At 73.3% G+C, this 14227-nt stretch carries 10 protein-coding genes; 4 read left to right on the top strand and 6 right to left on the bottom strand.

The window, feature by feature from the left end; all coding sequences use genetic code 11:
- Nucleotides 1-51 precede the first annotated feature (51 nt).
- Nucleotides 52-3519, top strand: a complete 3468-nt coding sequence (locus ABD369_RS14690; protein ID WP_344636821.1) for a PAS domain-containing protein — start codon at nt 52-54, stop codon at nt 3517-3519.
- Nucleotides 3520-3687: 168 nt separating this feature from the next.
- Here the strand turns inward: ABD369_RS14690 and ABD369_RS14685 are convergent, their stop codons facing one another.
- From ABD369_RS14685 to ABD369_RS14675, 3 genes are all read right to left on the bottom strand, one after another.
- Nucleotides 3688-5349: a long-chain fatty acid--CoA ligase gene (locus tag ABD369_RS14685; RefSeq protein ID WP_344636820.1), complete on the bottom strand. Its 1662-nt coding sequence runs from the start codon at nt 5347-5349 to the stop codon at nt 3688-3690.
- A 420-nt stretch (nt 5350-5769) separates the two neighbouring features.
- Entirely contained in the window at nt 5770-6174 is a 405-nt protein-coding gene (locus ABD369_RS14680) for an SSI family serine proteinase inhibitor (RefSeq protein WP_344636819.1), read from the bottom strand.
- A 162-nt stretch (nt 6175-6336) separates the two neighbouring features.
- Nucleotides 6337-7251 carry a DUF1906 domain-containing protein gene (locus ABD369_RS14675; protein WP_344636818.1) on the bottom strand — a complete coding sequence of 305 codons (915 nt, stop codon included), beginning with the start codon at nt 7249-7251 and terminating at the stop codon, nt 6337-6339.
- A gap of 150 nt (nt 7252-7401) precedes the next feature.
- Here ABD369_RS14675 and ABD369_RS14670 point away from each other — a divergent pair, with 150 nt between their 5' ends.
- Nucleotides 7402-8346: an EamA family transporter gene (locus tag ABD369_RS14670; protein ID WP_344636817.1), complete on the top strand. Its 945-nt coding sequence runs from the start codon at nt 7402-7404 to the stop codon at nt 8344-8346.
- Between the two features lie 126 nt (nt 8347-8472).
- On the opposite strand, the gene ABD369_RS14665 is transcribed toward ABD369_RS14670, so the two are convergent.
- Complete coding sequence (locus tag ABD369_RS14665) at nt 8473-9837, bottom strand: FAD-binding oxidoreductase (RefSeq protein ID WP_344636816.1); 1365 nt, start codon at nt 9835-9837, stop codon at nt 8473-8475.
- 319 nt (nt 9838-10156) lie between these two features.
- Here ABD369_RS14665 and ABD369_RS14660 point away from each other — a divergent pair, with 319 nt between their 5' ends.
- On the top strand, nt 10157-11032 hold the full coding sequence (locus ABD369_RS14660; protein ID WP_344636815.1) for a shikimate dehydrogenase: 876 nt from the start codon (nt 10157-10159) through the stop codon (nt 11030-11032).
- Between the two features lie 89 nt (nt 11033-11121).
- Here ABD369_RS14660 and ABD369_RS14655 read toward each other — a convergent pair whose 3' ends face one another.
- Nucleotides 11122-12333, bottom strand: a complete 1212-nt coding sequence (locus tag ABD369_RS14655) for an IS701 family transposase (protein WP_344636814.1) — start codon at nt 12331-12333, stop codon at nt 11122-11124.
- Nucleotides 12334-12650: 317 nt separating this feature from the next.
- Between ABD369_RS14655 and ABD369_RS14650 the strand changes: the two genes are divergently transcribed.
- A complete protein-coding gene (locus tag ABD369_RS14650) occupies nt 12651-13379 on the top strand; it encodes a ScbR family autoregulator-binding transcription factor (protein ID WP_344636813.1) in 729 nt (242 codons plus the stop codon).
- Between the two features lie 50 nt (nt 13380-13429).
- Here the strand turns inward: ABD369_RS14650 and ABD369_RS14645 are convergent, their stop codons facing one another.
- Nucleotides 13430-14086 carry a ScbR family autoregulator-binding transcription factor gene (locus tag ABD369_RS14645; protein WP_344636812.1) on the bottom strand — a complete coding sequence of 219 codons (657 nt, stop codon included), beginning with the start codon at nt 14084-14086 and terminating at the stop codon, nt 13430-13432.
- Nucleotides 14087-14227: the final 141 nt, after the last annotated feature.

Here is a 14227-nt window from a genome sequence, read left to right as displayed (position 1 = left end):
GCCGCGACGGCACAGCCGTCAGTGACGAAAGCCGTGAGGAGACCTGTCGACGTGAGCAGCAGGCCGATCCGAGGCGCTGCTCGCCTCGCCGCAATACTCGATGCCCTGCCCGACGCGCTGCTGCTGGTCAACAGCAACGGCACCGTCGTGGACGCCAACAGAGCCGCCGTGCAGGCCATGCAGGCCCCCGGGACCTCGCTGGTCGGGCGCGGGGTGCTGGATCTGCTGCCCGATTTCGACCCGAGCCGGATCCCGGGTTCGATGCGCCCGGCGGCCGCCGAACCGGAGGGCTTGGACCACCCGGTCCGGATGACCGCCCGGCGCACCGACGGCAGCACCTTCCCGGTCGAGGTCTCCGGCAACGACTTCACGGACGACGGCGCGGGCAGCGGTGGCGCGGGCGCGGCGTACGGCTTCGAGCCGTACCGGGACCCCACCAGCAGCCGGGACCTGCTGCTGCTCCTGGTCCGCGACCTCTCCAGCCGGCTCGGCGTCGAGGCGGAGCTGCGGCGGCAGCACAAGCAGACCGAGATGATCCTGCGGGCCGCCGCCGAAGGCGTGCTCGGCGTGGACCTGGACGGCCGGGTGGTCCTGGTGAACCCGGCCGCCGCGCACATCCTCGACTACCGGGCCAGCGAGCTCGGCGGGCGCGAGCTGCACCCGCTGATCCAGCACTCCCAGGCGGACGGCAGCCCGCTGGCCCTGGAGGGCTCGGCGCTGCTGGACACCCTGGTCTCCGGCCGCAAGCACCGGGTGCGCGGCGCCGTGCTCTGGCGCAAGGACGGCACGCCGGTGACGGTGGACCTCACCACCGCGCCGGTCCGGGACGGCGAGGAACTGGTCGGCGCGGTGATGACCTTCACCGACCGGACCAGGGAACTCGCACTGATCGCCCGCAACGAGCACCTCACGGCGGTCCTGGAGGGCGAGCTGGGCGGCGCGCTCACCGCCCTGCACCGCCGGATCGACGCACTGGCGGCCGACCCGGCCGGACAGCTCTGGCCCGAGGCCAACTGGACGCTGCGGCGGCTCGCCGACGAGTGCCGCCGCTTCGGCACCCTGATAGACGGGGTGCTGACACACCAGAAGTTCGAACGCGAGGTCGAGGCCGGCAAGCGGACGCTGGAGCGCGCACCGATCGGCCTGGACAAGGTCGTCCAGCGGGCCGTCGAACTGGCCGGCGACCTGGTCGGGCCCGACCGGGTCCGCTACTCGGTGCACGCCGCCGCCGTCGAGGTCACCGCCGACCGGGAGTGCTTCGCGCGCGCACTGGCCCACCTGGTGGCCGACGTCAGCGGGATCGGCCACCACGTGGCGGCCGCTGCGGCCGGAACGGACGGCGAGGACGGCGCGCCCGGCGGCGGTCAGCTCGGCATGCCCGCACTGCCTCCGGTGGGCGGCGACTCGCCGATGGTGGTGCTGGCGGCCGCACAGCGCGGCGAGGTGGCCCGGATCGAGGTACGTGGCCCCGCGCGCGTCAGCAGCCCCGTGCACCTGCCGATCGCGCGCAGCACCGTCGAGCGGCACGGCGGCGTCCTGCAGCGGCACGAACTGCCCGGCCAGGCCGGGACGACGTACGTGGTGGAGCTGCCGCTGGACCCGGCGGCGGTCGCGCGGGCGGCCGCGAAGTCGACGGCCGACGGTGGGCGGAGCATCCCCAGGGAGACCGACACCGCGATGCTGCCCGACCTGCCGGACGTCCCGCCCGCGCCGGGCGGCGCCGCCGAGGGCACCGCGGCCGGTGCGGATGCCGCCACGGGCTCGGCCGCGAGCGGTGACGCACGCGTCGAGGACGCTGCCGCCGAACGCGGTTCGGCCGGTGCTTCCGCCGGCGACGGCGCGAGCGGCCGGGCGGCGGACGGCGGTGCGCGCGGGCCGATCGCGCTGGGCCCCGGCGGGCCCGCTGCGGACGTGGCGCCGGGATCCCCGGCCGCACCCGCGCCCGCGACGCCGGCCCCGGCCGCACCGGCCAAGGAGGAGACGGGCCGTACGGGCCGCCGTCGGCGCGGTACGCCCGCGAGCGAGGAGTCCTCGGGAGCGCTGTCCCTGCCCGGCGTACCCGACCCCGGCACGCCGCTTTACCCCGGCCTTGAGAACGCCCTGCCCGCGAGCCCGTCGGCACCGCCGGTACCGGCCACGCCTGCGCCGACCGGGCGCCGGCGAAGGCTGGCCGTGCCGCCGCAGCCCGACGCTCCGGCGGGTGACCAGGTCGCGGCCCCGGCCGCCCCGGCGGTGGAGTCCGGCCGGCCGATCGCGCTCGAGCCCGCTCCGGCCGCTCCACAGGCCCAGCCCTCGACCGCCGCGCCCGAGGCCCCGGGCGGGCGTCTCGCCCTCCCCGCGCCGTTCGGGCAGCAGGGCGGTCCGGAGGCGGGCGCCGCTCTGCCGGCGACGGTGGGGCAGCGGGACACCGGGCAGGCGCCCGGATCGCAGACCCCGGACCAGCGGGCCGGCAGCGGTCAAGCGCAGCCGGTGGGCAGCGGGCTGGGCGAGCTGGCGCCGCCGCGTCCGCTCGGCGGGTTCGCCTCGGCCTTCCCGCAGGCGTTCGCGCAGGTGCCCCCGGTACCCGCCCAGTCCCCGGTCCAGACTTCGCCGCAGTCGCCGGCAGCGGCGGACGGCGCGCGTCCCGCGCTGCCCGCGCTGGTGAGCGCCCCTGACTCGCCGGCGCACGTCGAGCCGCGTACGCCCCCGCGCCCGGTGGCCGAACTGGCCCGTTCCAGCGCCGAGGAGGCGGGCCGGGAGCCCGCTGCCATGCCCGACTACCCGACCATGGTGTCGTCCGCCGTGGACGGCGGGCCGCGCCGCCTGCTGGTCTGGCCCGAGCCCGACCCGTCCACCAAGACCGCGCTCCAGGAGCGCGGCTACCGCCCGGTGATCGTCCGTTCCCGCGAGGAGGTCGACTCCCAGGTCTCCGGCTACCCCGCGGGCCTGTTCGTCGACCCGCTGACCGGGCCGATCACCCGCACCGCCCTCCAGTCGCTGCGTACGGCGGCGCTCAACCAGCGGATCCCGGTCCTGGTCACCGCCGGTCTGGGCCAGGCCACCAAGGACGCCGCGTACGGCGCCGACCCGGCCGTACTGCTGCGCGCCCTGGCCCCGCGCGACAGTGAGAACCACGCCGCGCGGGTCCTGCTGGTCGAGTCCGACCCGGACATCGCGGCGGCGCTGATCGGCAGCCTGGAACGGCGCGGCATGCACGTCGAGCACGCGGTCTCGGAGAGCGACGCGGTCTCCCGGGCCAGCAGCGTGCAGCCCAACCTGGTGGTGATGGACCTGCTCCAGATCCGCCGCCGCCGGGTCGGTCTGCTCGACTGGCTGCGCGCCAACGACCGGCTGTACCGCACCCCGTTGGTCGTCTACACCTCGGTGGACCTCGACCCGCAGGAACTCCCCCGGCTGCGCACCGGTGAGACGGTCCTCTTCCTCGCCGAACGCTCCACCACCGAGGACGTCCAGTCCCGGATCGTCGACCTGCTGGCGCGGATCGGCGCGATGGGCGAGGTCAGCACGGCGGGCCGGTAGCTCAGCGGCCTGGACCCGGGGCCGACCGGAACGCGGAAGCCGCGCGGGCGGCCCGCCGCGGCGGTGCGCGGCCCCGGACCCGGTCTCCCCGTGCACCGGGACGGTACGGCAGTGGGTACCAGGCCGCGGGGCCGGCCGCGCGTACGGCCGCCCCCGCGGACCCTCGCCCTACTCCTTGCCGAGGACGGTGACGGCCAGCTGGTCGGCGGCGTAGTCGGCGCGGATGACCTTCTTGTCGAACTTGCCGACCGAGGTCTTGGGCACCGAGTCCACCAGGGCCCAGCGCTCCGGGAGCTGCCAGGAGGCGACCCGCTCGGCGAGGAAGGCGCGCAGGGCCGGGAAGGCGACGGTGGAGCCCGGGCGCAGGACCACGGTGGCGAGCGGGCGTTCGCCCCACCGCTCGTCCGGGACGGCGACCACGGCGGCCTCGGCGACCTCGGGGTGGGCCATCAGGTGGTTCTCCAGCTCGACCGAGGAGATCCACTCGCCGCCCGACTTGATGACGTCCTTGGCCCGGTCGGTGAGGGTGAGGTAGCCGTCCGGGGTGATGGTGCCGATGTCACCGGTGCGCAGCCAGCCGTCCTCGCTGAACTTGTCGTCGGGCCGCTCCGGGTCCTGCCCGGCGCCGCCGAAGTAGGCGCCGGCGATCCACGGCCCCCGGATCTCCAACTCGCCCGCCGCCACGCCGTCGTGGGGCATCCGCTCGCCGTCCGGGCCGGTCAGGCGGGCTTCGACGGAGGCCGGGAAGACGCCTTGGGTGATCCGGTACGGCCACTCCCGCTCGGCGGTCAGTCCGCCCGGCGGCTGGGCGAAGGTGCCGAGCGGGGAGGTCTCGGTCATGCCCCAGGCGTGCACCACGTTGATGCCGTGGCGCTCCTCGAATGCCTTCATCAGGGAGGGCGGGCAGGCCGAGCCCCCGATGACCACCATGCGCAGCGAGGAGGTGTCGTAGTCGCCGTGGTCGAGTTCGTCCAGCAGGCCGGTCCAGATGGTGGGGACGGCGGCGCTGACGGTCGGGCGGACCCGGGTGATCATCTCGGCCAGCGGCTTGGGCTGGAGGAAGCGGTCCGGCATCAGCAGGTCGGCGCCCGACATGAAGGCCGCGTGCGGTACGCCCCAGGCGTTCACGTGGAACATCGGGACCACCGGCAGCACGGTGTCGCGGCCGGTCAGCGCGAAGGTGTCCGCGGAGTTCACCTGCAGGCAGTGCAGGTAGACCGAACGGTGGCTGTAGAGCACGCCCTTGGGGTCCCCGGTGGTGCCCGAGGTGTAGCAGAGCGCCGCCGCCTCGCGCTCGTCCAGGTCGGTCGGCCACGGGTAATCGGCCGGGCGCCCGGCGATCAGTTCCTCGTAGTCGTGGACGGTGCCGCCGAAGCCGGCCAGCAGCGAGCGGTCGCCCTCGCCGCTCACCACGATGTGCTTCAGCGTCGGGGCGAGCTGCGGCAGCACGCCGGCCAGCAGCGGGAGCACGCTGCCGTTGATGATGACCGCGTGGTCGGCGGCGTGGTTGATGACGTACGCCAGCTGCTGGGCGGGCAGCCGCAGGTTCAGCGTGTGCAGCACCGCACCCATCGAGGGCACGGCCAGGTACGCCTCCAGGTGCTCGGCGTTGTTCCACATCAGCGTGCCGATCCGCTGGTCGCCAAGGACCCCGAGCTCGTCGCGCAGCGCGCACGCGAGCTGTGCGGCCCGGGCGCCGACCTCGGCGAAGGTGCGGACCACCGGGCCGTTCCCATCCCAGGTGGTCACCGTCGAGCGGCTGTGGATGGTGGATCCGTGCGCGAGGATCCGGGAGACGGTGAGTGGTACGTCCTGCATGGTGCTGAACACGCGGGTCCTCCTTGACCGGTCCTGGGTGCGAGCACGCCCACCGCTACTGGCCAGTAGAAACGGGGTCTCGGCCTGATTCTGGCGAAATGTCGCCCCGGTGTCAGCAGAATGGTCGGGGATGAGACGCGTCGCTCACCCGCACCGCGGCCGCGCCCCGCGCACCGGCGCGCGAGCGGACGGAGGAGCCGGCGGGCCGGCGTCTCGGGTAGCCGGGGCCGGTCCGTTTCCCCGTGCGCGGAATCCCGCTCAGCCGACCTGTCGCGCGACGGAGGCCGCCACCTGTCACCTCCTGCAGCCGAGTTGACACCCCGTGCGACCACCGGTGCCCGGTCGGCGACCGCGCACATGCGGTCGCCACCGGGAGAAGGGCCGGGCGCCCCGCCCCCGAGGGAGGGGCGCCCCGGCGCACCGGTCGGGCCGTCAGTAGAGCGGGCTGGTGGCGCGCTGCAGGCGGCAGAGGCTGGTGAAGGTCTTCTGCCAGGTGACCTGCTGACCGTTCCAGTCGCCGTACGCGGTGGCGGTGACCGGGTCCTGGACGTCCGGGCAGGTGCGGTGCCGGTCGCCGGCGAGGCGGTTGATGTCCCCCTCGGCGATGGTGAGGGCGGCGCAGGCGCGTTCCGGGGCAAGGTGGCTGCCGCCGTCGGGCTTGCAGGTGAGGAAGTAGTCCTCGACTGCGGTGTCGTCCGCGTCGCGCACGACGTAGAGCTGGAAGAAGCTGCTCTCGGCCGCCGGGACGGCGGGAGCCGGGGAGATGCTCAGGGTGGTGACGGCGACTAGGGCGGCAGCGGCGGAGGCGGCGAGCCTGCGGAGCCCGGTGGTGGTCATGCTTCACAGCCGACCACGCGGGATCGGTGCGACCAAGCCGCGCTTGGGTCGAACGAGTGAGCCCGGTAAGGAAGTTCGCGCCATGGAGTGACCGCCGGGCCGCCGGGAGGTTTAGGCCGGCCATGGGGTCCGCGGCGTCGCGGGCCCCATGGCCGGTCGGCCCTACGGCCCGACTGCCACCAGGCCGTCCAGCTGGTCGCGGTCGATGTTCAGGGTCGTACCGGCGTACGTCTCGTCGGCGCTGCCCCGGTACTGGTGGATGCGCTGGCGCCGCGTCCACATGTCGTCAGGCGGTGCGTCCTGGCCGTCGGTGACGGCCCGTCCGTCCCAGCGCGCGTACCAGATGACGTCGGGCATCGGGGCGCTGCCCGCCCGGGCGGCGGCGATGATGTCGGCGACTCCGGAGTTCACGCTGGAGTAGAAGCCGGAGTGGTACCCGGCGGAGTGCAGTGTCTGGGTCCAGCCGAGGGTGAAGTCGACCACTGCCTGGCTGCAGGTCTGGTCGTCCGGCGGGTACGCCTCGATGTCGAGGTAGACCGGGCTGCCCGGGCCGAGGCCGAGCGCCTGCAGGCTGAGCACCGCCTCGGCGGCCTCCTCGCCACCCTGTTGGATGGCCCGGGCCGGGTCGATTCGCCTGGGCTTGCTCTTGATCTTGGCGCAGGGCGCCTGGAGGCCGACGTGGGTGGGCACCAGCTCCCAGCCCATCGAGCGGACCTGGCCGACCCAGTCCGCCGTGAGCCTGGACTGGTCGCAGGCGCGCTGGCTTCCGCTGGTGTAGATGCCGACCGCGCCGTACGGGGAGGCGATGCGCCACAGCGCCATGGCCTCCAGCGGCGGAGCGCTGCAGGCGTCGAAGCCGGCGCCGGTGAAGTAGCGCTTCGGCAGCGCCTCCGGGCCGCGGCCGGTCTCCGGGAGCACGGCCGGCGGCCCCGGCAGACGTCCGCCCACCGAGCGGGTGACCGCGGCGACCGCCTGGGCGTCGACCACCCGTCCACCCCGCAGGGGGACGTTGCGGTCGGTGGCGAGGAGCAGAACGAGGGAAGCCGCCGAGAGCGCGGCCGGACGGAGGTAGCGCACCGTCCTTTGATACTGACCCGCCATCGACCGGCCACTTCGCCGCGCCGGAGGGTGATGGCCGTTCACCCGACCGTGACGGTTGTCCGTATGCCGAGAAACAGCGCTGTAATGAGTTTGGACGCAGTTCAGGTATTACGTCACACTCGTCCCATGTCCACAGGAAGTACCTGCGAGACCGCTGTCCAGGTCTCGCCCGGCCCCTCGTCCGTCCATCCCCTGCGGCGCCGCCTGAACGTTCCGGCGCCGCTGCTCTGCGTCACCGCGATGTTCGCCGTCCAGCTCGGTATCGCGTTCTCCCGACCGCTCTTCGAGCCGCTCGGGGTCAGCGGCGCGACCTTCCTGCGGCTGGCCGCCGCCGCGGTGATCCTGCTCGCTCTCACCCGGCCGCGGCTGCGCGGCCGCAGCCGGCGCGACCTCGCCTCGGCCGGGCTGCTCGGTGTGGTCTCCGCCGGCATGACCCTGTGCTTCGCCGGCGCTGTGGACCGGCTGCCGATGGGGACGGCGGCCACCATCGAGTTCCTCGGGCCGCTGGCCGTCGCGCTGGCCTTCGCCCGGCGGGCCAGCCACCTGGTCTGGGCGCTGCTGGCCGGAGGAGGGGTCGCGCTGCTGACCCTGTTCGGCGCCGAGGGCGGCGGGGACGGCGGCTCGGGCGGCCTGGACCCGGCCGGGCTCGGCTTGGCCTTCGCCGCCGCGGCCTGCTACGCGGGCTACATCCTGCTGACCGACAAGGTCGGCGCGGCCTTCAAGGGCTTCGAGGGGCTGGCGGTCTCGATCACCGTCGGCGCGTTGGTGACGCTGCCGGTGGGGATCGGTCCGGCCTTGCACGGGCTCTCCGAGGCCGACAGCCCCTGGCCGCTGCTGCTCGCGGTGGCCGGGGTGGCACTGCTGCTGCCGGTGATCCCGTACGCGCTGGAGATGTCGGCGCTGCGACAGCTGCCGCAGCGCGTGTTCAGCGTGCTGGTGAGCCTGGAGCCGGCGGTCAGCGCGCTGGTCGGGCTCGTGGTGCTGCACCAGGTACTGGGGGTGGCGCAACTCGCCGGGATCGCCTGTGTGGTGATCGCCAGCGTGGGCGCGACGTTGGCGAGCCGGCGGTAGGCCGTACGGCCGGGGCGAGCGGTAGGTCCGCACGGCCGGAGCGACTTGACGCGAACGTGGTGGTGGGCGGTGCCGGAGTCCGGTGCCGCCCACCGGTGTTCTGTGCGTCGGACGATCCGATGACCGTCAGATGGTCTTGCCCGGGTTCATGATGCCCAAGGGGTCGAAGACGGCCTTGATCTGCCGCTGCAACTCGAGCCCGACCGGACCGAGTTCGCGCGCCAGCCAGTCGCGCTTGAGCAGACCGACGCCGTGCTCCCCGGTGATGGTGCCGCCGAGTTCCAGGCCGAGTGCCATGATCTCGTCGAAGGACTCCAGCGCCCGGGCGGACTGCGCCTCGTCGGTGGCGTCGAAGACCACCACGGGGTGGGTGTTGCCGTCCCCGGCGTGGCAGACCATGCCGATGGTGAGCCGCTGCCGGTCGGCGATCCGGGCGACCCCGCGCAGCATTTCGGCCATCCGGGAGCGCGGTACCGCGACGTCGTCGATCATCGTGGTGCCCAGCCGGTCCAGTGCGGGAAGTGCCAGCCTGCGGGCCTCCAGCAGCAGGTCGGACTCGGCCCGGTCCTCCGCCGGAACCACCTCGCTCGCACCGGCAGCCCGGCACAGCTCGGCCACGGCGGCCAGGTCCTCGGCCTTGCCCGGACCGTCGAAGGCGACCAGCAGCAGCGCCTTGGTGGCGTCCGGCAGTCCCATCCTGGCCATCTCGTTGACGGCCCGGACGGTGGTGGCGTCCATCAGCTCCAGCAGGGACGGGACGAACCCCGCCGCCATCACCTCGCAGACCGCCGTGCAGGCCGCGTCCGCACTCGGGAACTCCGCCGCCAGCGCCAACTGCGGCGCGGGCGCGGGCCGCAGGGCCAGTACCGCCTCGACCACCACGCCCAGGGTGCCCTCCGAGCCGACCAGCAGCCGGGTCAGGTCGTAGCCGGCGACCCCCTTGGCTGTGCGGCGACCGGTGCGCAGCAGCCGTCCGTCCGGCAGCACGACGTCGAGCCCGAGGACGTACTCGCTGGTCACGCCGTACTTCACGCAGCACAGGCCACCCGCGCCGGTGCCGATGTTCCCGCCGATGGTGCAGGACTCCCAGGAGGACGGGTCCGGCGGGTAGGCGAGGCCGTGCTCGGCGGCGGCGCGCGACAACTCGGCGTTCACCACGCCGGGTTGGACCACGGCGATCCGGTTGACCGGGTCAAGTTCCAGGATCCGGTTCATCCTCACCATGGAGAGCAGGATGCAGCCGTCCACCGCGTTGGCGCCGCCGGACAGGCCGGTCCTGGCGCCCTGCGGCACCACCGGCACCCGGAGTTCGGTCGCGGTGCGGAGGATGTGCTGCACCTGCTCGACGGTCTCCGGGAGGACCAGGACGGCGGGTTCGCCCGCCACGCAGAATCCCGCCATGTCGTGGCTGTAGGCGGACGTCACGTCCGGGTCCAGCACGACGGCCGCCTCAGGCAGCCCCTCCAACAGCCGTCCCGCCAGATCAGCCATGACCGCCTCCGCTCCTCGGGTCCGCCCGGACGCGTACCCGGCATCCGGTCCGGGGCGAACTCTGCCCCTCCCGCCCCGCTCCGGCAACCGGGCGCTCCGCACGGGGCGGGCAGCTTCTCGGCGGGCCCTCCCGGGGAAGGGCCTCGCGATCTGACGAAGTACGGCGGGACTTCCAACCCGACGGCGGCGGAGCTGACTTCGTTCCTGCGGATTCCCTGCGCGGCGCGGTCGGCTGCCTAAGCTGAGCAACACCGATGGAGACGGCGGGTCGTACCCGGCCGGTCTCCGTCCCCGCCTCTGCCGGAGGAGTCCATCGACCATGCGCACGGATCACGACCCGGTGGCGGAGCACGCGAGGCCGACCCGGCCGGCGGCCGCCCGTGCGGCGGTGCTCGGATCGCCGGTCGGCCAGTCCCTCTCCCCCGCCCTGCACCGGGCCGCGTACGCCGCCATGGGCCTCGACTGGGACTGCGAGGCGGTCGAGTGCGACGAGACCGTGCTGCACCGGATGCTCGATGCCGGGACGGGCGACCGGGCCGGAGTGGCCCTCGCCATGCCGCTCAAGCGTGCCGCCCTGCCCTGGATCGACGAGGTCACCGACCTCGCCCTGGACATCGGCGGCGTCAACACGGTGGTCTTCCGCGACGGCCGGACCTTCGGGGACAACACCGACCCGCATGGAATCGTCCTCGCCCTGCGCGAGGCCGGGGTGGACGACCCCGGCTCGGCCCTGGTGCTGGGCGGCGGCGCCGCCGCCGCCTCGGCCCTCGCCGCCCTGCGCGACCTCGGCGTCCGGGACCCCGGTCTGGTCGTCCGCGAGCGCCGGCGCGCGGCCGAAGCCGCTTCGGCGGCCGTACGGCTGGGCATGGCCGTGGACATCCACACCTTCGACCACCTCGAAGAGCTGCTGCACGGCACCGAGTTGGTCATCTCGACCCTGCCGCCCGGGGCGGCGAACCAGTACGCGGCCGTGATCATGCACTCCCGGGCCGCCGTACTGGACGTGGTCCCCTCCGCCTGGCCCACCCGGCTCGCCAAGGCCGCCGGATTCGCCGGGAACCCGGTGGCGGACGGGCTGTCCACGCTGGTCCACCAGGCCGCCCGGCAGGTGGAGTTGATCACGGGACGGAGCGATGTGCCGCTCGACGCCATGCGCGCGGCCGGCCGGGCCGAACTGGCCCGTCACGCGGGCTGAACCTGCCCGTCGCACGGGCCGCACTGACCCGTCGCACGGGCCGCACTGACCCGCCGCCGCGCCCCTCGCTCTCCTGCCGCCCGCCTTCGCTACGCCGACAGCTCCTGGGAGTGGTCGAAACCCTGGCGCCGAGCCGAGGAGAGCACCGAGATCGCGTGCGCGACCGAGCACAGGGTCGCGTGGCGGTGCCAGCCCGCGTAGCTGCGCCCCTCGAAGTCGCGCATGCCGACCTTCGCACTGACCCCGGTGAAGTCCTTGGCCACCCGGCGGGTGAGCCGGCCCAGCCGCAGCAGCGCCACCGGCGGCACCTCCACCATGTTGGAGAGCCAGAGTTCGGCCGGCTGCCCCTTGGCACCGGCCCAGCCGCCGACCAGGGTCAGCGCCCGCTCGGGCATCCCGGGTGCGCCGTGTCGGCGGATCGAGGGCATGGTCACCCGGGTTCCGCCGACCAGGATCGACCGGGTGATCGAGTAGTCGGGGTCGACCCAGCCCACCCGCCGGGAGGAACGCTTCGCCCGCTCGATCAACTGCTGCGCCTGGAACATCCGTTCACCCAGCCCGGGCAACCCGGGATCTAAGCCGATCAGTCGGGTGGCACCGCCGATCCGCATCACGAACGGCACTCCCCGCCGGGCGAACTCCTCGACCAGTACGGTGGCGTCCAGTTCGCGGGCGTCCAGCACGGCGGGCCGGCGCCGCAGCCCCCAGTCGGTGCCGGCGAGCTCCACCACCGCGCTCACGGCGCACAGTTCGAGGCTGGCGCCGGCGACCTCGTCCGGAATCTTGGCGCGCCTGCGGCGCTCCTGGTCGTCCAGCCAGCCCGGCGGCAGGAAGAGCCGCCAGTTCACCGGGGCACTCAGGTCCTCGTTGGCCAGCCAGGCGCCGTACGCCCGCTGGCTGTTGACCACCCGACCCAGTTCGGTACGGAAGGACTCCTCGACGCCGACCGAGTGTGCACCCGCCTTGGGAACCGCCATCGAGCTCAGCACCCAGGCCTGCGGCAACACCACGCGGTCCAGGTGCCGGGCCAGCGCGTGCCTGACTGCCTGCCAGTCCCACGAGGAGTCACTGATGAAGTGGTGCAGACTCTGCTCGGCCGCACCCTGACCGGCCACCGAGGCGAGCGCCCGCATCGACTTCCGGCCCGGCACCGACAGCAGCCCGGCGATGTACCACTCGCCACGGGCCCGCTGGTCACGGCGCTTCAGCGAGGCGAGCATCCGGCGGGAGAAGTCCGTGACGAAGTCGTCCGCCACGTCCCCCCAGATCCGGTCCGGAACATCCTTCTCGATCCGATCCACAGCCCGCGTCCCCTCCTCTGCGGTTGCGTCCACCCGCCCCTCCGGACGCCGCGCCGGAGACCGGGTGTCGCGCTGACCCAGGGACCATATCGTACCGACTGGTTGGTTTTAAATACCCCGCCAAAGGCTTTGCCCAGTTGCGGTGAAGTCGCCCGAAGGCGTGATACCGCACAGTTGGTTTGTTAAGCTGCGACCCACGCACACCTGCCCCTCCCCGCGACCGCCCGGCCGTCTGCGGGGCAGCGGAACGGCGGGTCCATGGCAACCCGGTCGGCCGCGCACGCCCGCAGCCCGGCCGCCCAGCACGAGGGAGAGTCATGCCCCGCCAGGAACGGGCAGAACGCACCAGGCAGCTACTGATCGAGGCCGCCGCCTCCTCCTTCGACGCCGACGGTTACACCATGACCGGCCTGGGGGACGTCACCAGGCTCTCCGGCATGTCCAAGGGCGCGCTGTACTTCCACTTCGGCTCCAAGGAGCAGCTGGCGGAGGCGGTGCTGGCAGGCTCCCGGGACGGGCTGCGCGAGTGCGTCCGCCAGGCCCGCGCGTCCGGCGGCCCGACCATCCAGTACCTGATCCACCTGTGCCACTCGGTGGCCCGCCGGATCGACGACGACGTGGTGTTCCGGGCCGGCCTCCGGCTGACCGGCGACCCCGGCCTGGACCGGTCCGTCTGCCCGTCGCCGCAGGCCAGCTGGGTGCGCATGGTGCGACTGCTGCTGCGGCGCGCGGCCTGGCGGCGGGAGATCCACACCGGGGCTCCGATGGAGGTGGCGGCCGACCTGCTCGGCGCCGCGGCGGTGGGGGTCGAACTGCTGGCCCGGCAGGAGACCCGGTGGCTCGACCGGGAGATGCTCACCCGCATGTGGTGGGCGGTCCTCCCGGCACTGGTGCTGCCCGAGCACCTCGACCGACTGAACGCCTCCGGTTCAGTACCGGATGGCCTGTTTCCTTCAAGGTTCGGGGCCTACGAACCGGGCGCACCGGAACTGCACCGGAAAAGCACCGAGAAAGCGCCCGACTCATCGGCCGCGCAAGGAGAATGACCGACGACGGGATGCGGCACCGGGAGGTCCGCACCCCGCCGGAACGCCGCCTACTCGGCCGACTCTCCGCCGGCCTCGCCAACGGACAGCAGCGCGCGAGCGCCGCGTCCCGGTGCGGTGTCCAGCCGCGCCAGCACCGAGGGCGTCGCGATGGACGGCAGCAGGTGCTGCCAGAGGACCGAGACGCGCCTCTCCACGTCGGCCAGCCCGGCCGCCACCTGCGAGTACAGCGTGATGCCGGGGAAGCTGCTGACGATCAGTTCGGTGGTCTCCATCGGGTCGACCTGCGGCAGCAACTCGCCCTGCTGCTTTGCCTGTTCGGCCAGCGCCCCAAGCACCTCGGTCCACGCGAGCAACGGGTTGCTGTCACCGAAGTCGACCGATCCGCGTTCCACCGCGAGCCTGATCCCGGCCCGCAGCATGGCGTCCTCCGGCAGGACGTGCGCGACCGCCATGGTGATGTCCACGAGCTCCTGGAGCTTGGAAGCGTTCTCCGCCACCCGCAGATGCAGGGTCTGCTCCTGAATCACCCCTCGGGCCAGCGCCTCCTTGGAGGGGAAGTGGAAGTACAGCGCGCCCTTGGTCACCTCCACCCGGGACAGGATCTCCTTGATCGATGCCGCGTCATAGCCGAACTCGTCGAAGACCTCCGCAGCCCCCTGCAAGATCATCCGGCGCGTACGGATCGCGCGCTCCTGTTGTGCCATCAGGACTCTCCTGTCGTACCACTGCTACGCCCCGCCCCGTTCGCAAGATTGAAGGACGAAGCACTCCACAAATAAACCGGCTGGCCTGTATTGTGATGCCAGGGTCAACGGGGCCCTGAACCACGCTCTTCGTGATCCTCG

Origin of the sequence: Kitasatospora cystarginea, assembly GCF_039533515.1 — a bacterium.
In the GTDB taxonomy this organism is placed as follows: Bacteria; Actinomycetota; Actinomycetes; order Streptomycetales; family Streptomycetaceae; genus Kitasatospora; species Kitasatospora cystarginea.
The sequence above is the reverse complement of the archived record's forward strand: the minus strand, read 5'-3'. Positions and strand labels throughout refer to the sequence as shown.